27 protein-coding genes are annotated in these 25,368 nt (G+C 55.5%); 17 read left to right on the top strand and 10 right to left on the bottom strand.

All coding sequences use genetic code 11. The features are described from left to right. Positions 1–44 precede the first annotated feature (44 nt). The 6 genes from FFI61_RS12430 to FFI61_RS12405 are packed head-to-tail and all read left to right on the top strand — an operon-like array spanning position 45 to position 4,397. Positions 45–617 carry an L-threonylcarbamoyladenylate synthase gene (locus tag FFI61_RS12430; protein ID WP_200201570.1) on the top strand — a complete coding sequence of 191 codons (573 nt, stop codon included), beginning with the start codon at positions 45–47 and terminating at the stop codon, positions 615–617. An 8-nt stretch (positions 618–625) separates the two neighbouring features. Then, positions 626–1,552: an oxygen-dependent coproporphyrinogen oxidase gene (gene hemF / locus FFI61_RS12425; RefSeq protein ID WP_200370790.1), complete on the top strand. Its 927-nt coding sequence runs from the start codon at positions 626–628 to the stop codon at positions 1,550–1,552. A 12-nt stretch (positions 1,553–1,564) separates the two neighbouring features. Then, a complete protein-coding gene (gene aroE, locus FFI61_RS12420) occupies positions 1,565–2,392 on the top strand; it encodes a shikimate dehydrogenase (protein ID WP_200370788.1) in 828 nt (275 codons plus the stop codon). 51 nt (positions 2,393–2,443) lie between these two features. Then, entirely contained in the window at positions 2,444–3,217 is a 774-nt protein-coding gene (locus FFI61_RS12415; RefSeq protein WP_200370786.1) for a motility protein A, read from the top strand. Between the two features lie 4 nt (positions 3,218–3,221). After that, entirely contained in the window at positions 3,222–4,055 is an 834-nt protein-coding gene (locus FFI61_RS12410) for a flagellar motor protein MotB (RefSeq protein WP_200370784.1), read from the top strand. Positions 4,056–4,085: 30 nt separating this feature from the next. Then, positions 4,086–4,397 carry a PA4642 family protein gene (locus FFI61_RS12405; protein WP_200370782.1) on the top strand — a complete coding sequence of 104 codons (312 nt, stop codon included), beginning with the start codon at positions 4,086–4,088 and terminating at the stop codon, positions 4,395–4,397. Here the strand turns inward: FFI61_RS12405 and FFI61_RS12400 are convergent. Next, positions 4,394–4,930, bottom strand: a complete 537-nt coding sequence (locus tag FFI61_RS12400; RefSeq protein ID WP_200370780.1) for a gamma carbonic anhydrase family protein — start codon at positions 4,928–4,930, stop codon at positions 4,394–4,396. The two genes, FFI61_RS12405 and FFI61_RS12400, sit on opposite strands and share 4 nt — an antisense overlap. A gap of 206 nt (positions 4,931–5,136) precedes the next feature. Here FFI61_RS12400 and prlC point away from each other — a divergent pair, with 206 nt between their 5' ends. Together prlC and FFI61_RS12390 are read left to right on the top strand one after the other, a co-directional pair. Then, entirely contained in the window at positions 5,137–7,182 is a 2,046-nt protein-coding gene (prlC, locus tag FFI61_RS12395; RefSeq protein ID WP_200370779.1) for an oligopeptidase A, read from the top strand. Between the two features lie 56 nt (positions 7,183–7,238). After that, positions 7,239–7,490: a YheV family putative zinc ribbon protein gene (locus tag FFI61_RS12390; RefSeq protein WP_200370778.1), complete on the top strand. Its 252-nt coding sequence runs from the start codon at positions 7,239–7,241 to the stop codon at positions 7,488–7,490. A gap of 471 nt (positions 7,491–7,961) precedes the next feature. Here FFI61_RS12390 and FFI61_RS12385 read toward each other — a convergent pair whose 3' ends face one another. The 8 genes from FFI61_RS12385 to FFI61_RS12350 all read right to left on the bottom strand — a co-directional run bounded on the left by FFI61_RS12385 (position 7,962) and on the right by FFI61_RS12350 (position 16,275). Continuing rightward, on the bottom strand, positions 7,962–9,284 hold the full coding sequence (locus tag FFI61_RS12385) for a Na+/H+ antiporter family protein (protein ID WP_200201561.1): 1,323 nt from the start codon (positions 9,282–9,284) through the stop codon (positions 7,962–7,964). A 115-nt stretch (positions 9,285–9,399) separates the two neighbouring features. After that, positions 9,400–9,630 carry a DUF1653 domain-containing protein gene (locus FFI61_RS12380; RefSeq protein ID WP_200201560.1) on the bottom strand — a complete coding sequence of 77 codons (231 nt, stop codon included), beginning with the start codon at positions 9,628–9,630 and terminating at the stop codon, positions 9,400–9,402. A gap of 41 nt (positions 9,631–9,671) precedes the next feature. Then, the gene (locus FFI61_RS12375) at positions 9,672–10,121 is read right to left on the bottom strand and encodes a group I truncated hemoglobin (RefSeq protein ID WP_200370777.1); all 450 of its coding nucleotides are present in this window, start codon (positions 10,119–10,121) and stop codon (positions 9,672–9,674) included. A gap of 2 nt (positions 10,122–10,123) precedes the next feature. Further along, positions 10,124–10,975: a DUF3034 family protein gene (locus FFI61_RS12370; protein WP_413785036.1), complete on the bottom strand. Its 852-nt coding sequence runs from the start codon at positions 10,973–10,975 to the stop codon at positions 10,124–10,126. Positions 10,976–11,034: 59 nt separating this feature from the next. Then, positions 11,035–13,389: a putative bifunctional diguanylate cyclase/phosphodiesterase gene (locus tag FFI61_RS12365; protein WP_200370775.1), complete on the bottom strand. Its 2,355-nt coding sequence runs from the start codon at positions 13,387–13,389 to the stop codon at positions 11,035–11,037. Beyond that, positions 13,389–14,054: a methylamine utilization protein gene (locus FFI61_RS12360; protein WP_200370773.1), complete on the bottom strand. Its 666-nt coding sequence runs from the start codon at positions 14,052–14,054 to the stop codon at positions 13,389–13,391. Before FFI61_RS12360 ends, FFI61_RS12365 begins: the two co-directional genes overlap by 1 nt. 42 nt (positions 14,055–14,096) lie before the next feature. After that, positions 14,097–14,747 carry a hypothetical protein gene (locus tag FFI61_RS12355; RefSeq protein WP_200370772.1) on the bottom strand — a complete coding sequence of 217 codons (651 nt, stop codon included), beginning with the start codon at positions 14,745–14,747 and terminating at the stop codon, positions 14,097–14,099. A 199-nt stretch (positions 14,748–14,946) separates the two neighbouring features. Further along, on the bottom strand, positions 14,947–16,275 hold the full coding sequence (locus FFI61_RS12350) for an MATE family efflux transporter (protein ID WP_200370770.1): 1,329 nt from the start codon (positions 16,273–16,275) through the stop codon (positions 14,947–14,949). Between the two features lie 205 nt (positions 16,276–16,480). Here FFI61_RS12350 and coxB point away from each other — a divergent pair, with 205 nt between their 5' ends. From coxB to FFI61_RS12330, 4 genes are read left to right on the top strand one after another with little or no spacing between them, the layout of a single operon-like run. Next, the gene (gene coxB / locus FFI61_RS12345; RefSeq protein WP_200370769.1) at positions 16,481–17,605 is read left to right on the top strand and encodes a cytochrome c oxidase subunit II; all 1,125 of its coding nucleotides are present in this window, start codon (positions 16,481–16,483) and stop codon (positions 17,603–17,605) included. Between the two features lie 57 nt (positions 17,606–17,662). Next, entirely contained in the window at positions 17,663–19,246 is a 1,584-nt protein-coding gene (gene ctaD / locus FFI61_RS12340; protein ID WP_200370768.1) for a cytochrome c oxidase subunit I, read from the top strand. 13 nt (positions 19,247–19,259) lie between these two features. Beyond that, complete coding sequence (locus tag FFI61_RS12335) at positions 19,260–19,868, top strand: cytochrome c oxidase assembly protein (RefSeq protein ID WP_200370767.1); 609 nt, start codon at positions 19,260–19,262, stop codon at positions 19,866–19,868. Between the two features lie 16 nt (positions 19,869–19,884). Continuing rightward, complete coding sequence (locus tag FFI61_RS12330; RefSeq protein ID WP_200370765.1) at positions 19,885–20,772, top strand: cytochrome c oxidase subunit 3; 888 nt, start codon at positions 19,885–19,887, stop codon at positions 20,770–20,772. 18 nt (positions 20,773–20,790) lie between these two features. Here the strand turns inward: FFI61_RS12330 and FFI61_RS12325 are convergent, their stop codons facing one another. After that, a complete protein-coding gene (locus FFI61_RS12325) occupies positions 20,791–20,994 on the bottom strand; it encodes a twin transmembrane helix small protein (protein WP_200370763.1) in 204 nt (67 codons plus the stop codon). 53 nt (positions 20,995–21,047) lie between these two features. On the opposite strand from FFI61_RS12325, the gene FFI61_RS12320 reads away from it, so the two are divergent. The 5 genes from FFI61_RS12320 (at position 21,048) to FFI61_RS12300 (ending at position 25,279) form a co-directional block, all read left to right on the top strand. Continuing rightward, positions 21,048–21,785, top strand: coding sequence for an SURF1 family protein (locus FFI61_RS12320; RefSeq protein WP_200370761.1), 738 nt, complete (start codon positions 21,048–21,050; stop codon positions 21,783–21,785). Beyond that, positions 21,766–22,416, top strand: coding sequence for a hypothetical protein (locus tag FFI61_RS12315; RefSeq protein ID WP_227714873.1), 651 nt, complete (start codon positions 21,766–21,768; stop codon positions 22,414–22,416). Before FFI61_RS12320 ends, FFI61_RS12315 begins: the two co-directional genes overlap by 20 nt. A 64-nt stretch (positions 22,417–22,480) precedes the next feature. Continuing rightward, a complete protein-coding gene (locus FFI61_RS12310) occupies positions 22,481–23,554 on the top strand; it encodes a COX15/CtaA family protein (RefSeq protein ID WP_200370930.1) in 1,074 nt (357 codons plus the stop codon). Further along, the gene (cyoE, locus tag FFI61_RS12305) at positions 23,551–24,471 is read left to right on the top strand and encodes a heme o synthase (protein WP_200370759.1); all 921 of its coding nucleotides are present in this window, start codon (positions 23,551–23,553) and stop codon (positions 24,469–24,471) included. The genes FFI61_RS12310 and cyoE overlap by 4 nt, the downstream gene beginning before the upstream one ends. Positions 24,472–24,613: 142 nt before the next feature. Continuing rightward, positions 24,614–25,279, top strand: a complete 666-nt coding sequence (locus FFI61_RS12300; protein ID WP_200370757.1) for an SCO family protein — start codon at positions 24,614–24,616, stop codon at positions 25,277–25,279. Positions 25,280–25,368 lie beyond the last annotated feature (89 nt).

Genomic DNA, 25,368 nt, shown 5'->3' with positions numbered 1-25,368 from the left:
GCCCGGTGTGATGATTCACCCCGTTTTGGTCTGACAACATCAGCATGGCTGCACCCAACCCGCTAAACGATCAGCAGATACAGCTTGCTTGCAGCACAATCCTGCAAGGTGGCGTTATTGCCTACCCCACTGAGGCTGTGTGGGGTCTTGGATGTGATCCCTGGAATCTCCAGGCGGTCACCCGAATCCTTCAGCTCAAGAACCGGCCGGTTGAGAAAGGCCTGATTCTGGTGGCGGCGTCTGTGGAACAGATCCGGTTCCTGCTGGACCCTCTGCCCGAGCCTCTTCAATTGGCGGCACTGAGCCACTGGCCCGGCCCGGTGACCTGTTTGCTGCCGGACGTGAACCAACAGATTCCAGAGTGGGTGCGTGGCAGTCACAGCTCCATTGCGGTGAGAGTCAGCGAGCACCCTGTGGTTAAAGCTTTGTGTGAAGCTGCGGATATGCCTCTGGTTTCCACCTCCTGCAATCCCGCCGGGGAAGAACCAGCCCGAGATGCAGAGCAGGTGGGCCACTACTTCAAAGATCAGCTTGATCAGATTGTGCCGGGAGCCCTTGGTGGTAACCGGAAACCCAGCCGAATTATTGATATTGTTAGCGGTAAACAGCTTCGTTAGGAGAATTCATGCCACAGCAACCCGATAGCAACGCGGTTAAGCAGTATCTGCTTGGATTGCAGGATGCCATCTGTCAGCGCCTGGAAGCACTGGAAGGTGGTGCAGAGTTTGTACGTGATGCCTGGGATCGCCCGGAGGGCGGCGGCGGTGTGAGCCGAGTCATCAGCGACGGCCGTATTTTTGAAAAGGGCGGGGTTAACTTCTCCCATGTAATGGGTGCGACCATGCCGCCGTCGGCCACTGCCCATCGCCCTCATCTTGCAGGTGCACCCTGGGAGGCTATGGGTGTGTCTCTGGTAATTCATCCGAACAATCCCTACGTGCCCACCTCACACGCCAACGTAAGGTTCTTTATCGCTACGCCGGAGAAAGGTGAGCCGGTTTACTGGTTTGGCGGTGGTTACGATTTGACTCCCTACTACGGCTTTGATGAAGACTGTATACACTGGCACAAAACCGCCAAAGACGCCTGTGCGCACTTCGGAGACGATACGTATCAGCGCTACAAAGACTGGTGCGATGACTATTTTTACCTGAAGCACCGGGACGAGCCTCGCGGTGTAGGTGGCCTGTTTTTCGACGACCACAACACCGGCGATTTTGAGCAGGATTTCGGGCTGATGAAGTCCGTGGGCGACAGCTATATTGAAGCTTATGAACCTATCGTAAGGCGCCGCATGGATCAGGCTTACGGTGAGCGCGAGCGGGATTTCCAACTCTACCGGCGCGGGCGCTATGTGGAGTTTAACCTGGTGTACGACCGCGGCACCTTGTTTGGCTTGCAATCTGGTGGGCGCACAGAGTCTATTCTGATGTCGCTGCCACCGTTGGTGCGCTGGGATTACAGCCGGGTACCGGAGCCGGGCAGTGAAGAAGCACGCCTGACGGAGCACTTTCTGACCGGGCGCGACTGGCTTGCCGGTAACGCGACGTAAACGAGGCTAGCAATGAGCAACGAGCTTTACGCGGTGGTAGGCCACCCGATCAATCACAGCAAATCGCCAAGAATCCATAGTCTTTTTGCAAAGCAGACAGGCGAGCCCGTGGAATACACCGCCATTCAGGCGCCCCTCGATGGCTTTGCGAATACGGTGCGTCAGTTTTTTGAAAGTGGCGGCAAGGGTTTAAACGTAACAGTTCCTTTCAAGGAACAGGCGTGGCAGCTGGCAGACCAGCGCACGGCACGAGCTGAAAAAGCCGGTGCGGCCAATACGTTGTATCAGAACAGTGAGGGCCGATTGGTAGCCGACAATACTGACGGCCAGGGGCTGGTGCAGGACCTTACCGTCAATCATGGTATTCAGCTTAAAGGCGCAAACATACTGGTTCTGGGTGCAGGGGGTGCCGTACGTGGCGTACTGGGGCCGCTGCTTGCACAAAAACCTGCCAGTATGACTATCGCAAACCGCACAGTGGCCAAAGCTGAGGCACTGGCTACACTGTTTGCAGAAGATGCCGGCGCCACCATACTGAGCGCTTGTGGGTTCGAGGCGCCAGATCAGCCGTTCGACGTTATTATCAACGGCACCAGTGCCAGCTTGCAGGGAGACTTGCCGCCCGTTCGCACAAATGTGATTACGGCAGGCACGGTTGTTTACGACATGATGTATTCTCTGCAGACGACCACATTTAACCAGTGGGCTCTGGATAATGGAGCCGTTCGGGTATTCGATGGTTTGGGCATGTTGATTGAGCAGGCCGCTGAATCCTTCCGTGTATGGCGGGGCGTGCAGCCAGACACAGCATCAGTTATCGATGTATTGCGAAACGACTAAGACAGCAACCCGTAAGGGCTATCCATAAATGCTATCCATGAAGGGCTATGCATGGACATTCTTACCCTCGTAGGGCTTGTCGCCGGCATTCTGATTGTGATTCTGGCGATGCTGGCCAACGCCTCGCTTCTTACCTTCCTCAATTTGCCGGGGTTGGCCATTGTCATTGGCGGTACCTTTGCGGTCACACTCGTAAAATTCCGCATGTCTTCGGTGATGAGTGCTTTCCGCCTGGCCATGAGCGCCGCCTTTACCGACAAAGTTGAACGCCCTACCGACCTGATTCGCGAGTCTGGTGAGCTGGCCATGGTTGTGCGTAAAGAAGGTATTCTGGGCCTGGAAAATCATCGCACTAGCAACGAGTTTCTGCAGAAAGCCATCTACCTGTGTGTAGACGGCCACCCGCCTGAGCTGGTTGAAGAGGCCCTGGCTCAGGAATCCCAACAAATGGCGGAACGCTACGAGGTGGCAGAACGAGTATTCCGGGGTATAGGCGAATCGGCACCGGCCATTGGAATGCTGGGCACCTTGGTGGGGCTGGTACAGATGCTTAACTCGCTGGACGATCCTTCTTCCATTGGGCCGGCCATGGCCATTGCCTTGCTGACAACCCTTTACGGTGCGTTTATTGCCCAGCTGATTGCCCTGCCTCTGGCCGACAAACTTCAGCTCAAGGCGGAAGATGAAAGCCGCAACCAGATACTGATCATCACTTCCATACGCAACATCATGCGTGGCGAAAACCCCAGAGTGATGACAGAGCTACTCTCCTCGTTTGTAACGCCCGAACACCGCAAAGGGCTGGTGCCGGAGCGGGAGGCCTGAGGTTTTGCAATCTATCCGGAAGGCCAGAAAGCCCAAGCAGACCAATCAAACACCTGCGTGGATCGTTACCTTTGCCGATCTCGCCACGCTGCTGCTGACGTTTTTTATTCTGCTGCTGTCTTTTGCGGAAATGGATATCGAAAAATACAAAGCCATGGCCAACTCCATGTCCGTGGCTTTTGGTTCCGCCAACGTGCTGGGTGACGGCGTGGGCGGCTCGCCGATCACCCTCGTGGAATCCGATACAGTTTCCCTGCCCGAACCCACCGAATCCCAGACCCGGGAACCAGAGTTCATTGATGAACGAGCGCCTGAAACGGCGGACACGGTTATTTCCGGCGGCGTGCTGGATCTGGCCAGCCGAATGATCAGCGAGCTTGAAAACGAGGTTGCTTCCGAGGCTTTGGTGGTCAATTACGACCAGAACAAAGTTGTTATCCGGTTCTCTGAAGAAGCCACATTCCGCTCCGGGCAAGCCGATATCAAGCCAGAGATGATCCCCATTATCGAGCGGGTGGTGGACGTATTGGCCGGTTGTACGGGTGATGTATTGGTGTCTGGCTACACAGACGATCGGCCCATCTCAAGTAGCCGGTATCGCTCGAACTGGGATCTTTCAGCCGCCCGTGCGGTATCTGTGGTGCACGAACTGGTGATGAGTAAACAGGTGCCTGCGGAACGTGTTGTCGCCGCTGGCCGTGCTGAAACCAACCCCCTGGCCCCAAACGATACGGCGGAAAATCGGGCATTGAACCGGCGAGTGGAAATTGCCATTCGTGATCCCGAATGTGACGAATCTATCTCAACCGGCGACCTGCCGGTGGAAATCCTGCCCTGAACATAAACATACGAACACAGGAGAGTGAACATGAGCGGCCCTGATAAACCCAAGGTGCTTGATGAAGAGTGGAGCGATGAGCGCGTAAAAAGCCACCTGCCAAGCTCGCCAAAAGAAGAGGGCTCTGACTACACAGCCCTGCTGAAAGCATACCGGGCCATGAGAGCGGAAGATTTTGGGCGCTTTGTAGGTTTCTTTGTGGAAGCTGGCGGTGATCTCAACGCCACTAATGAAGCAGGTGAAACCTTCCTCGACCACGTATCCCAGCACCGCAAAGGCGTGGAGTACGCCAAGGTGCTGGAACAGGCAGGAGCTAAAAGGGGTGCTGTGGCTGAGGGCTAAGCCTCGGCCAGATACTCATCCTTGAGCTTCACATAGTTGGCCGCCGTGTACGCAAAAAACGTGCGTTCCTTATCGGACAAAGCACGTGCCTTCTTGCACGGCGAGCCAACATACAGATGCCCGGATTCCAGTGTTTTGCCCGGCGGCACCAAACAACCTGCCGCCACAATCACCTCATCCTCCACCACCGCACCATCCATAATGATACAGCCCATGCCCACCAGCACCCGGCTACCAATAGTGCAGCCATGCAACAAAGCCTTGTGCCCCACGGTGACATCGTCGCCCAAGGTGAGTGGATGACCACCCGGATTAAAATCGCTGGCGTGAGTGATGTGCAACACCGAGCCGTCCTGGATACTGCAGCGGTCGCCGATGCGGATCCTGTGCATATCACCCCGCACCACGGTCATCGGCCAGATGGAACAATCCTTGCCGGTTTTAACATCACCGATTACTACCGCACTGGGATCCACCAGAGTGCGCTCTCCTAAATCTGGCGTGATACCCTTGTGAGAACGTATATTCGTCATTACATATACCTTAGTTGCGTTTGCCCGGAAGTTGGGGGCGGCTGTGTGGAGGCTTTGCCAAAGCCGTGCGGAGCCATGGATGGCGGAGCCGAGCCTACATGGACGTATTCATGGCGTGTTTTGGCAAAGCCTCCACACAGACGTCTTCCTCCGATGATTGATATAAATGAAGCTACCTCACATTTGAACAGCTGAGAAGGGGATCCATGAATAACCCGTTACTGACTGACGACTTACTGCCAAAGTTTGACCACGTGCGCACCGAGCACATGGAAACGGCCATTGACCAGATACTCAGCGAAAACCGCGTGAAAATCGCCAGCCTGGCTCAGAATGAAGATCCCTCCTGGGATACCTTGGTTCAGCCCATGCAATCACTTGAAAACAAGCTGAGCAACGCCTGGTCTGTTATCTCGCACCTCAACAGCGTGATGAACAGCGACGACCTGCGCAAAGTTTATAAAAACTGCCTGGAAAAGCTCACCGAATACAGCACCGAAGTCAGCCAGAACTCAGCCCTGTGCGAAGCTTACAAAAAGCTCGCAGCCCGGGATGATTTCAGCGAACTCAGCGAAGCCCAACGCAAAGCCGTGAATAACACCCTGCGAGACTTTCACCTTGGCGGCGTGGATCTGCCGGATGATCAGAAAAAGCAGTACGCGGACCTTTCCCGCGAGCTGTCGGAACTGACCAACCGCTTCAGCGACAACGTGCTGGATGCCACCCAGAACTGGTTCAAACACATTACCAATGTAGAAGAACTGGCCGGTATTCCGGAATCCGCGCTCGAAGGCGCCAAGCAGGCTGCCAGCCAGAAAGAACTGGATGGCTACGTGATCACCCTGGATTTCCCCAGCTTCTTCCCGGTTATGACCTACTGTGACAACCGCGAGCTGCGCCACGAAGTCTACGAAGCCTTTGTTACCCGCGCCTCAGACGTAGGGCCAGATGCTGGAACCTGGGACAACACCCAGGTAATGGCCGAAATCCTCAAGCGCCGACACGCATTGGCCAAACTATTGGGCTTCAACAACTACGCCGAGCGGTCACTGGCCAAAAAGATGGCCCGTGATACCGACGAAGTTCTGGGCTTTCTTAATGAGCTGGCGGCCAAATCCAAGCCAGTTGCAGAGAAAGACTATGCCGAGCTGAAGGCCTTCGCTAAAGATGAACACGGCCTGGATGACCTGAAGGCTTGGGACCTTGGCTATTACAGCGAAAAGCTTCGCCAGCAGCGCTATGACATTTCCCCCGAAACCCTTCGCCCCTGGTTTCCTGTGGATAAAGTGGTGCCAGGCTTGTTCCGGGTTGCGGAGAAGCTGTTTGATATACAGATTGAAGCCAAGCCGAACGTAGAAACCTGGCACGAAGATGCCACCGCCTACTGCATCAGCCGCAACGGTGAGCCCATCGCCTGGTTCTACTTTGACCTGTTTGCCCGCCAGGGCAAGCGTGGTGGCGCCTGGATGGCCGATTGCCGGGTACGCTGGCGCGATCAGCGCGGCGCACTGCAATTGCCGGTGGCTTTCCTCACCTGCAACTTTACGCCACCGGTGAACGGCAAACCGTCGTTGCTCACCCACGACGAAGTAACCACCCTGTTCCACGAATTTGGCCATGGCCTGCACCACATGCTTACGCAGGTGGAAGTCATGGACGTATCCGGCATCAACGGTGTCGCCTGGGATGCGGTAGAGCTGCCCAGTCAGTTCCTGGAAAACTGGTGCTGGAACCCTGAGTCTCTGGCCTTGATTGCCAGCCACCACGAAACCGGCGAGCCTTTACCGGAAGACTTGCTGCAGAAGTTGTTGGCGGCCAAAAACTTCCAGTCCGGCATGGCTATGGTGCGACAGTTGGAGTTCTCCCTGTTTGATTTCCGCCTGCATGCGGAATTCACAGAAGAGGCGCCCACCAACCCGCTGCACATGCACCGTACTGTGCGTGATGAGATTGCGGTAGTGGAAGCCCCGGAGTTCAACCGCTTCCCGAATGCCTTCTCCCACATCTTCGCTGGCGGGTATGCTGCGGGTTACTACAGCTACAAGTGGGCGGAAGTGCTGGCGGCCGATGCTTTCTCATTGTTTGAGGAAAACGGCATTTTCGATCCTGAAACCGGACGGGCTTTCTTGCAGAACATTCTGGAAAAAGGCGGGTCACAGGAACCAATGGAGCTGTTCAAAGCCTTCCGTGGCCGTGAGCCGCAGGTGGATGCCTTGTTGAAGCAGACCGGCATTACAGACGAAGCGGCCTGATCCAATTCTCTCCGGTGGTTGTTACAGCCACCGGAGACCTATTCTGGAGTTACGTTATGGCGACCCCAAAGCGTTTTATAGCCGGTGCAGTGTGTCCCCGCTGCGCGGAGATGGACAAGATCAAGATGTTTACCGACGATGCCGGTGAGCAGATTCGCGAGTGCGTGGCTTGTGGTTTTACCGATGCCATTTCGGATGTTGAGGTGCCTGAGAATGCTGAACTGGAAACTCGGGTTAATCAGCGTGATAACACTGATGATCATACGGTTAAGCAGGTTGTTTTCTTTAAGGCTGGGTCTGAGGACTAGGGATTAAAGATTAAGACTTGTAGCCTGCTGGCTTAGCGGGGATCGAGGCCGCGGCGATATATTTTTCTTCTGGGAAAAAAGAACTCGCTGCGCTCAGACATTTTTTTCCCGGCAGAAAAACATCTCCCCACGTCCTCTTGTTCATACTACGAGGGCAACTCGGGTTAAAAGATAAGGACGTTCAAATCGTTCGGTACGGTTTGGATTTCAGATTCTAGATTTCAAATTCCAGACTATGGTTTCTCATATTCGGAGCTGGCAACACTAGAAATACTGACAGGAATGCTTCCCCTCTCTCCATTTTTCCCTAGCGATATCTGTCCTGTGTGCCTGGAGGGTGCGGTGGGTCTTTTCTGGCGGAAAAAAGATGTCTGAGCGCAGCGAGTTCCTTTTTTCCAGAAGAAAAGACCCACCGTGACCTCGTAGCCCCCAAAACCAGCAGGCTACGAGAAAGGAAGGCTAACTCCAAAATTAAAGAACCATAGCCGCCAACCACCCAAACCCAAGCAGTGGCAGGTTATAGTGCAAGAACGTGGGCACTACAGAATCCCAGATGTGGTTGTGCTGGCCGTCTACGTTCAGGCCGGCGGTGGGGCCGAGGGTTGAGTCGGAGGCTGGGGAGCCGGCATCACCCAGGGCGCCGGCGGTGCCGACGAGGGCAACGATGGCTAGGGAGCTGAAGCCCATTTCCAGAGCCAGAGGCACGTAGAGAGCGGCGATGATGGGGATGGTGGAGAAGGATGAACCGATGCCCATGGTGATCATCAGGCCTACCAGCAGCATCAGCAGAGCGGCCATGGGCTTGTTGTTGCCGATGATGTCTACAGAGCTTTGTACCAGCGTGGCGATTTCGCCGGTTTCCCGCATTACTTCCGCAAAACCAGACGCAGCGATCATGATGAAGCCGATCATGGCCAGCATTTTCATGCCTTCAGTAAACAGGTCGTCAGCTTCTTTCCACTTAACCACGCCAGAGAGGTTGAACAGCAGGAAGCCTGCCAGAGCACCGAGGATCATGGATTCCAGCCAAAGCTGAACCACGAAGGCAGCCACAATGGCGACAACAGCCATGAACAATGTGCCGGAGCTGTAGGATACGTTTACGCGTTCGGTACGAGTGATGGCTTCCAGATCGTATTCACGGTCACCGCGGTAGGTGAAGAAAACCGCAACCAGCAGGCCGCAGAGCATGCCCAAGGCAGGCAGAGCCATGGCGTGCATTACGCTCAGGCCTTCTGTTTCACCGCCGTTGGTGCTGATTTTGGCCATCAGAATGTCATTCAGGTAAATGCCGCCGAAGCCGATGGGCAGGAACATGTAGGGCGTGATCAAACCGAAGGTGAGCGCACAGGCTACGAGCCGGCGGTCCATTTTCAGCTTGGCCATCACGTACAGCATGGGCGGAACAACCAGCGGAATGAACGCGATGTGGATCGGCAATATGTTCTGTGACGACAGGGCAATCAGCACCAGCACACCAATAATCATGTAACGCACGCTTTTAGCCGCAGCGCTGTTTTCCTGTTGGCCGACCATGGCCAGGGTTTTGTCTGCCAGCGCGTGGGCCAGGCCGGATTTGCCTATGGCAACGGCGAAGGCACCGAGGGTGGCGTACGAAAGAGCAACTGTGGCACCGCCGCCCAAGCCGTTATTAAAGGCCGCAATGGTGGCTTCAAGGGACAGTCCCGCAATCAGGCCGCCAGATACGGCACCTACGATAAGGGCAACAACAACGTGGATGCGGGCCAAACTCAGCACGAGCATGATCAGCACCGCGGCAACGACGGCATTCATGGGAAAACTCCGAGTACGCGTGGTGGATTATCCGGCCCTATCGCGAAGGCTGGCATTATGAAAACGCGGTAATGTGCAGTAATTGGCCAGCTGAGTCAAAAGACTTGTGTAACCGTCAGTCCTTATCAATCCGGGCAAAACGCGGAACCTGCTCGCCCGCCACGTTTACCGTTTCCCGGAACATGCTGAGCGGGCGCACCCACAGGCTGTAGTCGCCATACAGGCAGCGATAAACCACCAGCTTCTCTTCGGTTTCGCTGTGACGGGCAATATCGATTACTTCGTAATCCATGCCTTTATAGTGGCGGTAGCGGCCAGGCCGGATCTCGATCTTTTTTTCAGTCATTCTGTGCTCTTCCCTATGGCGGCAGTGGCTCTTGGTGGTTGTTAAAGATGCCTGATGTCCGGGTACATTGGCAAAAGCCGTTTAATCAGCTGATTTTGAGCAGCAGTGGGTATCCGGTTTTTTTCCATAGCCAGAATAAGGTTTTCTGCCAGCGCATTAAACTGAGTCGCTGTGACCCCCATATCCGCATGCAACTCTCGCATTTCCCGCCCGGTGTAGGTGCAAGGACCGCCACTAAGCTCACACAGCTGGTCAGTCAGGTTGCGATGGAACTGGGCAACGTTCATGCCTTTGAACTGATGGTTAATGCGTTCGTCAGCCACAATCAGGTAGAGCAAATCTTCTACCACATCGGCAATCCCGGAGCGTTCACCGAGTTGCATATAAAGGCGGTTATCCGGTTCATGCTGAAGGCTCTGGCAGCCGCCCAGAACAAGCCCTGTTGTGATTAAAAGTGCGGCAATGGTTGTCTTCGTTATGCGCAGGCCCATGATCAGAAACTCCCCTGCAAAGACAGATAAATACCCTGCTGGTCTTCCAGGGTGGCGATCTCGCCAAGGTTCACAAATGCAGCTGTGACCGCCAGGCGGCGATCCGGCACCCAGGCAATAAACATATCCCACCAGTCGTCTTCGCGGGCAAAGCTCAGGTTGTCGGGCTTTTGTCGGTACTCGGCTCCCACCAGCCATTGTCGGTTAATAAATACGCCAACACCGGCTTCTGCCATTATTTCATAGCCGTTGTTCAAGTCGCCGCCAAAACCCAGCAACCCGCCCTGATTGGCTCGGGTGCCCCGTAAAGTGCCGTTCACCAGAAGGTTACGGCCAAATACAGCGGCAAAAAATACTTTGGAGCCAGAGAAGTACACATCGGTGCCGTTGTCGTCCCGGGCGCCGATGGCGTTTGGCACGGTGAAATCCCGTTGTCGCTTGTGTTGTACACCCGCTGACCACTGCCCCCAGGGGCTGTAGAGAACATCGCCAGCCAACCGCACCTTCACACCAAAAATATCCTGGTTTAGTTCATCCTGTTCCAGCCCGAAGCCGTTTTTCAGGGTGAATACCAGGCTGTCCAGATCCAGAGTCTGGCGCGCGATGGTTACTTCAACCCGATTGTTCCAGTTCAAGCCAGCACCAGTAACAGCCAAGCTGTAGTCGTCGACCTCGGCGCGGCTGAGGGCCAGAGTGCCGCCCCACTCTTCGTCACTGGCGTAGCTTCCAAGCATGGCCCAGGGCACCAGGCCGCCGCCCGCGCTGCCTTCTATGGTTGTGACGCCGCCGGTTGCCCAGATGCGGCTACCCACATCGGCCATAACCGCGGGAGAAACCAGAAGCCCAAGAGCCATCAACGGCACAAGCGTTCCGGTCCACAGTTTTTTAATAGGTTGTGCAACAAGGCGCGTCATTAAGAATGCTCCTGAGACATATCGGCCAGCTCGTGCTGGCGCTCCAAAAGACTAGCGGCTGTCTGCATAAGGTCAGCCCTGGAAACCGGGCGGCTAAGGAAAAAGCCCTGGCCTACGTTGCAGCCCCAGGACTGCAGCAGCTTCCAGGTTTCCAGGTTCTCGATACCTTCTGCGACCACCTTCAAGCCAAGGCCGTGGGCCATGTCGATGGTGGATTTCACAATCAACTGGTCCTGAGGTTCAGCATTCAGCTTCAAAACAAAGGATTTGTCGATTTTCAGCTCCTGAACCGGCAGTTTACGTAGCTGGGACAGCGAAGAGTAGCCGGTGCCAAAATCGTCAACGGACAGCGTAACGCCCAGATCCCGCAGGCGATTTAACGTTGCCATGGCTTCTACCGGGTCGTCCATCAGTGCGCTTTCTGTGACCTCAAGCGTGATGCGATCCATGCTGTGGTGCCAGTCTGCGAAGGTTCGGGCTACGCGTTCGGCCAGCCCCGGCCTGGTCAGATCCATTGCGGAAAGATTGATCGCCACACCCGCATCCAGGCCCCCGTGGAACCAGGCGCGGGCCTCATCGGCCACCCGTTGTAAAATATGATCCGTCAGCTCGTGGATCTGGCCAGACTGTTCTGCCAGAAAGATGAATTCTTCCGGCGAGATAAAGCCCAGCTCCGGATGTATCCAGCGCACCAGTGCTTCCACCTGAAGCAACTTGCCTGTGTGGTTGTCCAGCTTGGGCTGGTAGTTCATGTGCAGGCCATTGTTGCGGATGGCGCTGTGCAGGTCGGAAATCAATTTGAGCTCGCGCAGGTGGTTTTCGTCCTGGCCTGGTTCGTAACGTGTGATCGCGCTGCCCTGTTGCACGGCTTGCTCGAATGTCAGGTTCACACGGCGCCTCAGCTCATTTGTATTAGACGCGTCGTTGGGCAGTTGCATGGATATCAGGGTGGTACGTAGTGAAAACGGCGTGCTATCAACATTCAGAGGTGATTCCGCGCTGGCGTGCAGGCCCTTCGCTCTTTGATCCAAAGCCTCCGGGCTGCACGCTGGCAGCAATGCCAGAAATTCACCGCCACCGGTTCGTGCGATATGGTGGGCATCGGAGAGTTCGTCCCGCAGCCGTTGCGACAGGCCAAGTAGCACTTTGTCGCCGAATTCAATGCCGAGGGTATCGTTGATGTCTGAAAGATCGTTCACACGCAGCCCTATCAGACTACAAGGTTGTCCTGTCCGGAAGCCTTCCGTCGCCATGTGCATCAAGGCATTACGGTTCCCGAGCCCGGTTACTTCATCATGGGTTGCAGCATGGCGGATTTCGGCTTCGCGCCGGCTGAGCTGGGCCAGGGTATCCCTCAAGGTATCCCGTAGCTGCAGGAGTTCACCGCCGGTTCGGATGTTTGGCGCGTGCGGGTTTAGCCCCTGCCCCACGGCGCGGGCGTACTGGGCAAGCTGCAACACTGGCCTGCCCAGATAGCGTGCCACCAGCAGTGCAAGAACGGTGGCAAACACCATAATCGCCGCCACCAGCAGAGCTATTTCAAGAGCCCGGCTGTAGTAATTCTGCAGGCTAGCTTCCCGGCTGATCATCAGGATAGCCTCAAAGGCACCTTGTCTGGAGGCACCGAGATTGAGTGTGCGTGTAAAATAGCGAGCGCTTTCGATGAAATTGTGACCACCTGCCGATTGGAGTAATGCAGGGTCCATGGCGCTGTTGATATCCGATGATGCCGCAAAACTGGTGAAGCCACTTGGGCTGTCTGCGCTTGTGCGGAAAATGATGGAGCTGCCACTGAGCCTGGCAATGATGTCTGCCAAGTCCTGATCAAGCTCAAACCCCGCCACCAACCATGCCCGTAGCCCTGGCGCCTCAACCGGAACAGTCAGTACTTCATAGCCACGCTGGTCAATGGCCAGGAGTGAGCGGCCAGAGCCGTTTTGGCGGGCATTGGTGAGTTGTGAGGGGGCAATGTCCGGCAGATCCCGGCGCAGGGTGGATGCCAGAAGCTCGCCTCGTTGGTCCAGTAATAATGCGAAATCTGCCCCGGCGCGGCCACTATGGTTTTCCAGAGCGCTGCTGAGTGTGGCCGGGTCGCGGCTGGCGATGGCAGAGCGAAAGCCGAAATCACGCACAACCACGTTCAACCGGGAGAGTTCCAGATCGGTGCGGCGGGCGATTACTTCGTTGGTCAAACGCTCGGCTATGGTGAGCTGTTCCAGGGCTCTGCTTTTTTCATCTTCGAACAGGTACACCATCAAGAGTGCACCGATCAACAGGCTGACCAGAGCCACCAACGCGACCATGGCTGTAACCAGACGGCCGCGGAATCCGATGCGGTTAGCCAAGCGGCCCATCAAAGCTCCTGAAAGCGTTTCTGAAGGTGATCCAGAGGGCCATCATGCCGTGGCTCCGGGTCTAGCTCAATGGGGATGGATGTTGTGGAAACGCCCGCCAGACTGGTGACATCGATTTCCCGGATCACCGGCCTTGTGTTGTCTGGCAAACGGGGGTGCCAGATATTCAGGTCAAGTGCGCCGGGTGCCGGAGCGGAGCCAAAATCGAGTAGGAGGCTTACCTCGCCCTGCTCGTTGGTTTGCCCGATGGCGCGGGTGTCTGCCACCACAATGAACGCCTGCATATGGTCGTGAATATTGCAGCCCAGCTCGACAATGCCTGGCTGGTCAAATACAACCGGGGCCTCAGGCTTGCCCGCGTAGAGTTCAAGATTAAAGGGCTTTGCCGGCGAGAAGGAATACACATGGTGCTGAGTGTTGTCCCGGTTCGGGAAGTCTACTTTGGAACCGGTGGGTATGATCAGCACGTGGGGGTGAAACATGCGATCTTTCTGAACCACTTCTGTCTGAATGGGGGCCGCGCGGCTGCTATCTTGCGTGAACACCACCGCACCTGTTACCGGGCCCGTGCCGTCGGTGATCTGAATTCGTACCGTTAATTCTTCTGCCAGCGCAGGGGTGAGCAGCAGGCACCCTGCCAGCAGCAAAACGGTTTGCTTTGTCATGTTGATAAAAACCTTTCAATTGCCCGGAGTTTGCTGCCCGGGTCAGGTCAGGCTGGAGCCCAGCGAAAAGCGGATATGATTGCGGGTCAGGAGGTTCTCCCAGTAGCGTCGCATCCAGCTCCAGGCGTCGTTGTTTACCTGTTCAACGAAGGGGTCCAGATTGAGTTCATAGTAATCCGGCGTACCGGCAATCTGCAGCACGGTCACGGTTATTGAGTCGTCCAGTTCGTTTGCGAAGGGTTCGCCAATAAGCTCGTGAACCAGCAGGTTAGCACGAGTTGCTTCAATATCGACAAGCCCGCCGGTTCGTATGGAGTGGTTGTTTTCGTGCATCTCTTCCATCAGGCGGTGGCAGAGGTAGGCGCGTATCAGAAGGCCGTCCAGGCCATCGTAGTGTAAAAGCAGTACCGAGGGCTCTGTGAAGTAGCCGATGGCAGCTTTCACAAAAGGGTCAAACAGCTGGGCGGTGCCGGCTTCCTGTGCGCAGGCATCCACACACTCTATCAGCCGCGGTGCCATTTCTATGTATTCAATGGCGAACTGAAACAGGCAGGCGGCAGGCTGGTAGCCCTCAATGGTGACGGCCGAGGGCAATGCTGCTGCCTTTTTATGCAACTGCTTCAGAAAGGTTCCAGTGCGAGCTTCCTTGCGCCGCGCGTGGTCAATGATTTCCAGAACTGCCTGTGGAGTCATTTGAGGACATGCCAGTGTCTGAACAAGTTGAGGTCGCAAGGCGCCTCCCGTATCGGGCAGTGGGTAACCGGGCAACTGTGCTGCGGCGGGTTGCCACCAAATACCGGCACGAGGCGCCCTTCTTTTCTGACAAGTGTAGACGAGATTTGGCGTGCTGCGATTTCTGGAGTGTCAGATATTGTTAACATTTGCACATCGGCTACCGGACGCTGAACCACCGATCGTTGCGGGTGTGTGACCAGCAGAGCAAACCCATACTGGCTGCGCGGGCAAGCATCAGGCAGATCAGAGAAAACCACAGGCCGTGATTTCCCCAACCGGTGGTAAGCCACCAGATGGGGGCAAACACCCCCAGTGCTGAAAATAACATGGTGTTTTGCATATCCCGGGTGCGTGTTGCGCCGATGAACACCCCGTCAAACAGAAAACCCCAAACAGACGCAAAAGGTAGTAACCAGAGCCAGGGCAAGTATTGCGAGGCTGTGGTGCGAACTTCCTCAATACCGGTCAGCAGCGCGATCAAGCTGCGACCTCCGGCTATGAACAGAATTGTCAGTAGCAGAGACCCCCAGAGAGACCAACGCAAGGCACAGCGAAACACCACCATAAAGCGGCGCCTGCTGTTTCGGCCAACAGCCTCACCGATCAGGGCCTCAGCCGCATTGGCAAAGCCGTCCAGGGCATTGGAAATCAACAGCAGGAAGGTGATCAGCACCGCGTTGGCTGCCAGAATGGTGTCGCCCTGACGAGCACCTTGGGCCGTGAAAAATGCCAGCACCAATAAGAGCGCAATGGTGCGAACCATGATGTAGCGGTTCACTTGCAGGATGGCCAGGTAGTCTGAAAGAGTGCCGAATAGGGCCCGGGTAAGTCTTTGCCCGTCAGGCATACGCTGCAGCACGATAACGAAACCGATGATGGCGGCACCGTACTCTGCGATCACAGTAGCAATGGCTACACCCCGGCTGTTCCAGCCCAGCACCGTCACGAAGAACACATCCAGCACAATGTTCAGGCCGTTGGCCACGATCAACATGATCATCGGCCCACGGGCATACTGAGTACCAATCAGCCAGCCCACCAGCGTGTATTGGCACAGTACCGCCGGGGCACTCCAGATACGAATTGCCGCATACTCGGCAGCCAGGTCGGTGACTTCCGGGCTGGCGTTCATCAGAGTCAGCCCGATCCGGATTAGTGGTTGATGGCACAGAATCAGCAACAGGCCGATACCCACCGCCAACATCACCGAGCGTAAAAGCAGGGCAACCTGGCTGAAGCTGTCGCGCTTGCCCCAGGCCTGAGCGGCCAGCCCGGTAGTACCCATGCGCATAAAACCAAAGGTCCAGTACAGGATGGTGAACAGGTTGGCGCCAACCGCCACGGCACCGAGATATTCCGGGCTTTCCAGATGCCCAAGTACAGCCGTATCCACCAGACCCAATAATGGAACGGTGAGGTTGGTGAGCATCAATGGCCATGCCAGTGCCCATAAACGCCTGTCTGTAACCGACAGTTTAAATGCCATATTCCATTTGCTTCTTAAAGGGGAGTGTTTAGTCTTTTTGGGTTTAGCGACTTTTTAGTGTTTTTTTGATCTGTGTCTATACTCGATTGTGATGTATCCATAAGCAGGCTTTCACTCTGCGAATTTCCGGCGAATGCGAGCGCCGGCGAAAGAGTAGAGGGATTACGCAAAATCCGACAAGAATAATACTCTGTGGAGACACAGTATGCGCGTGCACGCTCAGCGGGTAGGTGCCCTTTCAGGCGGTTTATTGTTTCCCGCGTTGTCCATGGCGGACTGGACGGTAAACATGACCCCCGGGGTAACCGGTACCAGTAACGATATATTCGACCTTCATATGACCATTTTCTGGATCTGCGTTGCCATTGGCGCCGTGGTTTTCGGGATCATGTTCTGGTCTATCTTTGCCCATCGCAAGTCCCAGGGCGCAAAACCTGCCAATTTTCATGAGAATACGATGGTCGAGGTCCTCTGGACGCTCATACCGCTTGTCATTCTCGTCATTATGGCAATTCCCGCCACCGCCACCCTGATTGATATGTACGACACCACCGAGTCGGATATTGATATCAAGGTAACCGGCTACCAGTGGAAGTGGCAGTACGAATATATCAACGAAGATTTCGGCTACTTTTCCAATCTCACAACTCCCTCAGATCAAATCAGAAACCGACAGACCAAGGGCGAAAACTACCTTCTGGAAGTGGATAACCCCATGGTGATTCCGGTGGGCAAGAAGGTTCGCTTCCTGCTGACGGCAAACGATGTGATTCACTCCTGGTGGGTGCCTGATTTCGGTGTAAAGAAGGATGCCATTCCCGGCTTCATCAACGAAGCCTGGACCCGTGTAGACAAACCAGGCACCTATCGGGGCCAGTGCACAGAACTGTGCGGCAAAGACCACGGCTTTATGCCAGTGGTGGTGAAAGCCGTCCCAGAAGAGGAATACAACACCTGGGTTGCCGATCAGAAAGCGGCAGCCGAGAAAGAGCGTGAGCTGACCCAGAAAGACTGGACCATGGATGAGCTGATGGAGCGTGGCGAAAAGGCTTACGCGACAGCTTGCGCAGCTTGTCACCAGGTTAATGGTAATGGTGTGCCCCCTGCATTCCCGGCACTCAGAGGCAGCGCAATTGCGACCGGAGACATAGCCGCGCACATCGATGTTGTCGTCAACGGTGTGTCAGGTACGGCAATGCAGGCCTTCGGCGGACAGCTTAATGAAGCAGATCTTGCGGCCATCATTACCTACGAGCGTAATGCCTGGGGTAACAAGATGGGTGACATGGTCACGCCAAAAGAAATCTTCGATTACAAGAACCAACAGTAATCAACGCCAGATAACAGATATCACCAGCCACAATAATTGGCGGTAACGGGGGTTTTCATGAGTGCGGTTGCAGGTACCCACGCACAGGATCATCATCACGGCCCGGCTCGCGGCATCAGCCGTTGGCTGCTGACCACGAACCACAAAGATATCGGGTCCATGTACCTGATATTCAGCTTCACCATGTTCCTTTTAGGGGGAACCATGGCCATGGTTATCCGGGCAGAATTGTTCCAGCCCGGGCTGCAGATTGTTCAGCCGGAATTCTTTAACCAGATGACCACCATGCACGGCCTGATTATGGTCTTTGGTGCGGTTATGCCGGCGTTTGTCGGCCTTGCCAACTGGATGATACCGCTGATGATTGGCGCGCCAGACATGGCATTGCCAAGGATGAATAACTGGAGTTTCTGGCTGCTGCCCTGCGCCTTCCTGATTCTGGTTTCAACATTGTTCATGGAGGGTGGCGCACCTAACTTCGGCTGGACCTTCTACGCACCTCTTTCTACGACCTACGGGCCTCCAAGTACCACCTTCTTTATCTTCGCCATCCACATCATGGGTGTGTCGTCGATCATGGGCGCGATCAACGTGATTGCCACGGTACTGAACATGCGGGCGCCGGGCATGACGTTGATGAAAATGCCCATGTTTGTATGGACCTGGCTGATTACTGCGTTTCTGCTGATTGCGGTAATGCCGGTGCTGGCGGGTGTGGTCACCATGATGCTGATGGACATCAACTTCGGCACCAGCTTCTTTAATGCGGCGGGCGGCGGCGACCCGGTGCTGTTCCAGCACGTATTCTGGTTCTTCGGGCATCCGGAAGTTTATATAATGATCCTCCCGGCATTCGGAGCCATCTCCCAGATCATCCCGGCATTTTCCCGCAAACGTCTGTTTGGCTATGCCTCCATGGTCTATGCCACAGGTGCTATCGCGCTCTTGTCATTCCTGGTGTGGGCTCACCACATGTTCACCGTGGGCGTGCCATTGGCAGGGCAGCTCTTCTTCATGTACGCCACCCTGCTGATTGCCGTACCCACAGGGGTGAAGGTGTTCAACTGGGTGGCAACCATGTTCCGGGGCTCACTCACATTTGAAGCCCCCATGCTGTTTGCCATCGCCTTCGTGATCCTGTTTTCCATCGGCGGCTTCTCCGGCCTTATGCTGGCGATTGCACCGGCCGACTTCCAGTACCACGACACCTACTTTGTAGTGGCTCACTTCCATTATGTCCTGGTGCCAGGTGCGATCTTCGGTATCTTTGCGTCGGCCTATTTCTGGCTGCCCAAGTGGACTGGCTATATGTATGACGAAACGCTGGCCAAAACCCATTTCTGGCTGTCATTTGTCGGCATGAACCTGGCCTTCTTCCCGATGCACTTCCTGGGTCTTGCCGGTATGCCGCGCCGGATTCCGGATTACGCCCTGCAGTTCGCCGACTTCAATATGGTGTCGAGCATTGGTGCCTTCATGTTCGGCGCGACCCAGTTGCTGTTCCTTCTGATTGTTGTTAAGTGCGCCAGAGGCGGTGTTAAAGCACCAGCCAAGCCTTGGGAAGGTGCAGAAGGGCTTGAGTGGACAGTGCCCTCGCCGGCGCCTTACCACACCTTCACCACGCCACCCGATGTGAAATAGGAGGCTGACAAAAATGGCTGAGCAACCGGCAAACAAAACCGTACCTCCGCGCAGCAATGCGCGGGTTATCGGTTGGTGTCTTGCCAGCGTGGCCGGAATGTTTGCCTTCGGCTTTGCGCTAGTGCCTTTGTATGACGTGTTTTGTGAAATCACCGGCATTAACGGAAAGACCAGCGGCCGCTACGAGTCTACCGAGCGCCCGGTTGCAGACATGAGCCGCACCATCAAGGTGCAGTTCCTGGCCCAGAACGGGCCGGACATGCCCTGGATATTCCGGCCGGTTGCTCGCAGTGTTGAGGTACACCCCGGGGAGGCCACCACCGTGAACTTCTACGCGGAGAACCCGACCGACCGGGATATGGTTGGGCAAGCGGTGCCCAGCCTGTCGCCATCGGAGGGTGCGCTGTATTTCCACAAAACCGAGTGCTTCTGCTTCAACCAGCAGCCACTGGCCGCAGGCCAGAATACGGAAATGCCTCTGGTGTTCATTGTGGATCAGGATTTGCCCAGCCACATAACGAAACTGACACTGTCCTATACGCTTTATGATCAGGGCGAGCCCCAGGCGGCCGTCATAGAAACTACAAGTACAAAAAACAAAACAATAATCGATAACGGATAAGCCATCGGAGATTGCTATGGCGGATTATCAGAGCTATTACGTTCCCGAACAGAGCAAGTGGCCCATTATTGCTACGGTGGGCCTTGGCGTCATGTTATATGGTGCGGCCTCAATTATGGTCGCCAGCAATCAGGGGGAAAGTACCGGTAGTGCCTGGATGATTTTCTGGGCCGGCATATTGGTTATGATTTACATGCTGTTTGGCTGGTTTGGCAGCGTCATCAAAGAAAGCCGTTCCGGCCTTTACAGCCCGCAGATGGACCGCTCATTTCGCTGGGGCATGAGCTGGTTCATATTCTCGGAAGTCATGTTTTTTGCGGCGTTTTTTGGCGCCTTGTTTTACGCCCGGGTGTTTGCAGTGCCCTGGCTCGGGGGTGAGGGCGATCGCGGCAGTTCCAATATGCTTTGGGAAGGTTTCCAGGCTACCTGGCCGTTGATTAACAACCCGGATCCGGAAGCCTATCCCGCGCCAAAGTCGGTTATCGGCGCTTGGGGTCTACCGTTGGTAAACACCATTCTTCTTGTTACCTCATCGTTCACTATAACGGTCGCTCACCACGCCATTAAAGCGGATAACAGAAAGAAACTGAAAATCTGGCTGGGGGCAACCATTGTGCTGGCCCTGGTGTTTCTTTTCTTCCAGGCCGAAGAATACATGCACGCCTATCAGGATCTTAACCTGACGCTGCAATCCGGCATCTACGGCAGCACCTTCTTCATGCTCACTGGCTTTCACGGCTTTCACGTGATGCTGGGTACCCTGATGCTGATCATCATGTTTATGCGAATTCAAAAAGGGCATTTCACAGCAGACAACCACTTTGGTTTTGAAGCGACGTCCTGGTATTGGCACTTTGTGGATGTGGTCTGGTTGGGCTTGTTCGTGTTCGTATATGTCATATGACACAACAAGGGTTTGCAGTCAGGGAGTCGGATGTAGCGTCAGGCTCCCTTGCCAAAGCGACAGCAGAATAACCGCCAACAAAAGCACGCTAAGGGTTACCCGTACAGCAAGAGAATTTACCACCCGGTTAGTTTTGCCGCCGTCTTTTATGAGAAAGAACAGGCCACTGAAAAGGCTGAAGATAACGGCGAGCATGAGGAAAATAATAAGGGCTTTGAGCATAAAAAGATCTCTGGTTTTTGTTCTGATTGAAGCCAAACGCACTATAGCAGACCATGACTGAGGCAAAACAAAACACTCGAAAATGGCAGCTGAACTGGCGGTTGATGGTGTTTACCGGGGCCTTTCTTCCGCTACTGGTGGGTTTGGGTATATGGCAACTGAACCGGGCTGAAGAAAAGCAGGTTTTGCTTGAGCAGTGGCAGCAAGAAGCACAGGATCTTGATTGGCCGGAACAGGTGGCCAGCGGACTTGATAGCGGCAGGCCGGTTACGGTTACCGGGCTCTACGACGAACGTAGTTGGCTGCTGGATAACCGGACCCGCGACGGCATTGCAGGTTATGAGGTTCTGACGGCGTTCTACCCACTGCAGGGCCCTGCAGTTCTGGTAAACAGAGGTTGGGTCGGGGCACCGAGAACGCGAAATGAATTGCCGGATGTTACTCCCCCCGAAGGCGTCTTCAGTTTGACCGGACGGATAAGCCCTTACCCGGAGCCACCGGTACTGTCCTCAAAATCAGCAATTGACGAAGGATGGCCCCGCAGAGTGCAGGCGTTACCCGGGTCGGTTGCAAGAGCTGAAATCCCCGAGTTGCCCGGTGCTATTATCCGTCTTGCGAGCGGCGAGCAGCCGGGCGCCTATCGTGCGGATTGGGAACCAGACCTCATGGGGCCACAAACCCACTATGGATATGCGACACAATGGTTTGCGCTTGCACTGGTGCTGACTATATTGAGTGTAGTCGCGAGTTATCGAAAGACAGGAACCAATAATGACAATGACAATAGCTAACGGGTTACCGCAGCAAGACGAAACAGAAGGCCCCACTCCGGAACAGATCCGCCGGGGTCGGCGTACAGCTATGTTGCTGTTTGGTTTGGGTTTCGGACCAATGATTCTGGCCACTATCATGTTCTACACCGGCTGGCTGAACCCCGCAGGGCATACGAACCACGGCACGCTGATCAGCCCGACGGTGCCCGTGGCCGCGCTCAACCTTGAGACACTTTCCGGCGTACCTCTGGCCAACCGTTTCGTTTCTGGCAAAACAGACCCTCAGTGGCTGCTGGTTGTTGCTGCTGGCGAATGTGACAGCCGCTGTGAAGAACTGCTCTACCTCGCCCGGCAGGCCAATATTGCCCTGGGAAAAAACGCTAACCGCGTATCGAGAGCTGCTGTGCTGGGTGGTATTACCGGCGATCTGGCGGCGCGCTGGCCAACCGAGTACCGCTTGATGGAACGCCTGAGGCCTGTTCCCGGCAAAACGCCGGCCTGGCCAGCTGGAATTAACCCGGAAAAAGAGCCGCGCATCATGCTGGTAGACCCTTTTGGCAATGTGATGATGCACTACGGCCCGGAGAACTCCGGCAAGGACATGCTCAAAGATCTGAAACACCTGCTTAAACTGTCACAGGTGGGCTGAGGCTCAGCCCGGAGGAGTTACCTTGACGCATCTGTCTACCGGCAACCAGCCTAACGCCAAAGCCATGGCAAACTGGGCGACTTTCTCAGTGCTTCTCGCCATTGTCGTCATCATGCTGGGCGCCTGGACCCGGCTGGTGGATGCCGGGCTGGGTTGCCCCGACTGGCCTGGATGCTATGGCTTCATGACAGTGCCTCAGAGCGACACACACATTGCCATAGCCAATGCCCGGTTCCCCGATTCTCCGGTGGATGTGGCCAAGGGCTGGCCGGAAATGATCCACCGGTACGCCGCCGGCACCTTGGGGCTGGTGGTGTTCGGGCTGGCAGTAAGCGCCGTGCGCAAGCGCCGCAGCGGTGTACCTTTCAAGCTGCCTCTGTTCATTGCAGGGTTTATTCTGCTGCAGGGTGCGTTTGGCATGTGGACGGTTACCTTGAAGCTCTGGCCTCAAGTGGTCGCACTTCACCTTCTTGGCGGCTTTACCACCTTGAGCTTGCTCACCTTGCTGGTGCTGCGGCTAAGAAAATTCTCTGCAACACAGGCCACCGAAGAAAATCCGAACCCCTCGGCGCCAAGGCCCCACATTGCGAAATTCCGTCCCTGGCTCTATGGCGGATTGTTGCTGGTAATCCTGCAAATTGCCTTGGGCGCCTGGACGGCAGCCAACTATGCGGCTGTCGCCTGTACCGACCTGCCCACCTGTCAGGGTGAGTGGTGGCCAAAGGATATGGACTTCCAGCATGGCTTCGATATTACCCAGCATGTGGGCCCAAACTATCTGGGTGGGCAACTCACAGCCCATGGCCGGGTAGCCATACACGTAACCCACAGAGTTGGTGCTCTGGTGGTTCTGGGGTATTTCGCTGTTTTGCTGACCCTGATCTGGCGCAGAAGCGCCAGTCGCGAACTGCGCCGCCCGGTGCTGCTGGTTTCCGCAGCGCTGGTGGCCCAGATAACCCTGGGGCTCGCCAACATTATTTTCCATATTCCCCTGCCGATTGCAGTGGCCCACAACGCTATGGGCGCCGGGCTGCTGCTGTCGGTGATATACCTGATCTGGCAGCACAATCTGCTGCCCCAGGCACAAGCCGCAAGAGCAACACATACAACAATAATGCATCAGGAGATTACGGCATGAGTGAGCAAGTGGACGTACTGCCGGCCCGCAACACGACCAGCCAATCCGCACGCGCCATATCCTGGCGAGATTATCTGGAGCTGACCAAGCCCAACGTAGTGGCCTTGATGATCCTGACATCCGCCATTGGCATGCTCTTGGCCACTTCCGGCCTGCCCAGCCTGAGCGTGCTGATATGGGGCAACCTGGGCATAGCCTTTCTTGCCGGCGCTGCCGCCGTGGTCAACCACGTGGTCGACCAGAAAATAGATACCGTAATGGCCCGAACCCGCAAGCGCCCTGTGGCTACCGGTAAAATCTCTCCGGTAGAAGCCATAGTGTTCGCTACACTGCTGGCCAGCGTAGGCATGGTGGTATTGATGTGGCAGGTGAACCATCTCACCGCATGGCTTACTTTGGCCTCTCTGGTAGGTTATGCCGGCGTTTATACACTGTTCCTGAAACGGGCAACGCCCCAAAACATCACCATCGGTGGCCTCGCCGGCGCCATGCCGCCATTGCTCGGCTGGACAGCAGTAACTGGCCAGGTAGAAGGCCATGCCCTATTGCTCGTTCTCATCATCTTCGCCTGGACTCCCCCGCACTTCTGGGCCCTGGCTATTCACCGTAAAGAGGAATACGCCAAAGCCGGCATTCCCATGTTGCCGGTCACCCATGGTAATAAGTTTACTGAACTGCACATTCTGCTCTACACCCTGATGCTGTTGGCAGTCAGCCTGCTACCTTTCGTCACAGGTATGTCCGGCTGGATATATCTCGCTGGCGCGCTCGCTCTTGGCCTACGCTTTCTGCAGTACGCCATACGCCTGCTAAAAGGCGACGACCGCCGAGTGGCACTTAACACCTTCAAATACTCCATCACTTACCTGATGGCCCTGTTTGTGGTACTCCTTGTAGACCACTACGTGTTTTTCTGACTTGGTGCAGACGCGCCAGCAGGAGGGATGCCTTTTCTTCCGGGAAAAACAACTCGCTGCGCTCAGACATCTTTTTCCCTGCAGAAAAGGCATCCCTCCTACTGTCGCTGCGTTACCGTAGAGTTTGCCATTAGGAGTAATAATGAATCGTTCATTGAAGGTCACGCTGTTTGTACTTCTGTTGTTGGTGGTACTCGTATTTGGCCTGGTTATTGGTCGGCAGGTATTCCTGGTGGACAGCGGGGAGCCCACGCCTGCTCCGGATCTGGCTGAAATGAACACCTATGTTTATGACCAACCGCGGCCACTTGTCGAGTTCACGCTAACGAACGAAAACGGCGAAACCGTCACCCGTGAGAGTCTCCAGGGTAAGTGGACCTTTGCTTTTGTTGGCTACACCAACTGCCCGGATATCTGCCCGGCGGCCATGGCGAACCTGCGACGCACCGACAAGCTACTTTCGAAAGACTTGCCCCAGCCGGATTACCTGCTGGTCACTGCCGACCCTGAACACGACACGCCTGAAAAACTGAAAGCCTATACCGGGTTTTTCGGCGAAGACTTTCACGGCCTGACTGGAGATCTGGAAACATTGCGTGCACTGGCGCAAAGTTTGAGTGCCGTGTTTGTACACCGAGACGTAGACGGTGAACTGCTTGTAGATCACAGTGGACATTTTGCGTTGGTGAATCCCGACGGCCAGCTGGCGGCATTGATTCAGCCACCCCATAACCCGGAACAGCTGGCGGAAGCCTTTGAGCGTATCTACATTTGGGCTAAAGCCAACAGTGAAATCCCGCGCACCTGAGGCGGATAAGCAGCCTGTTCTGCTAAGGTCAGACTGACATAGCGGCGCGACTCGCATAGACTGCCCGGCTGAAAATGCACTCGCCGGAA

The sequence above is a fragment of the Marinobacter sp. DY40_1A1 genome (assembly GCF_016597815.1).
Classification (GTDB): Bacteria; Pseudomonadota; Gammaproteobacteria; order Pseudomonadales; family Oleiphilaceae; genus Marinobacter; species Marinobacter xiaoshiensis.
The sequence above is the reverse complement of the archived record's forward strand: the minus strand, read 5'-3'. Positions and strand labels throughout refer to the sequence as shown.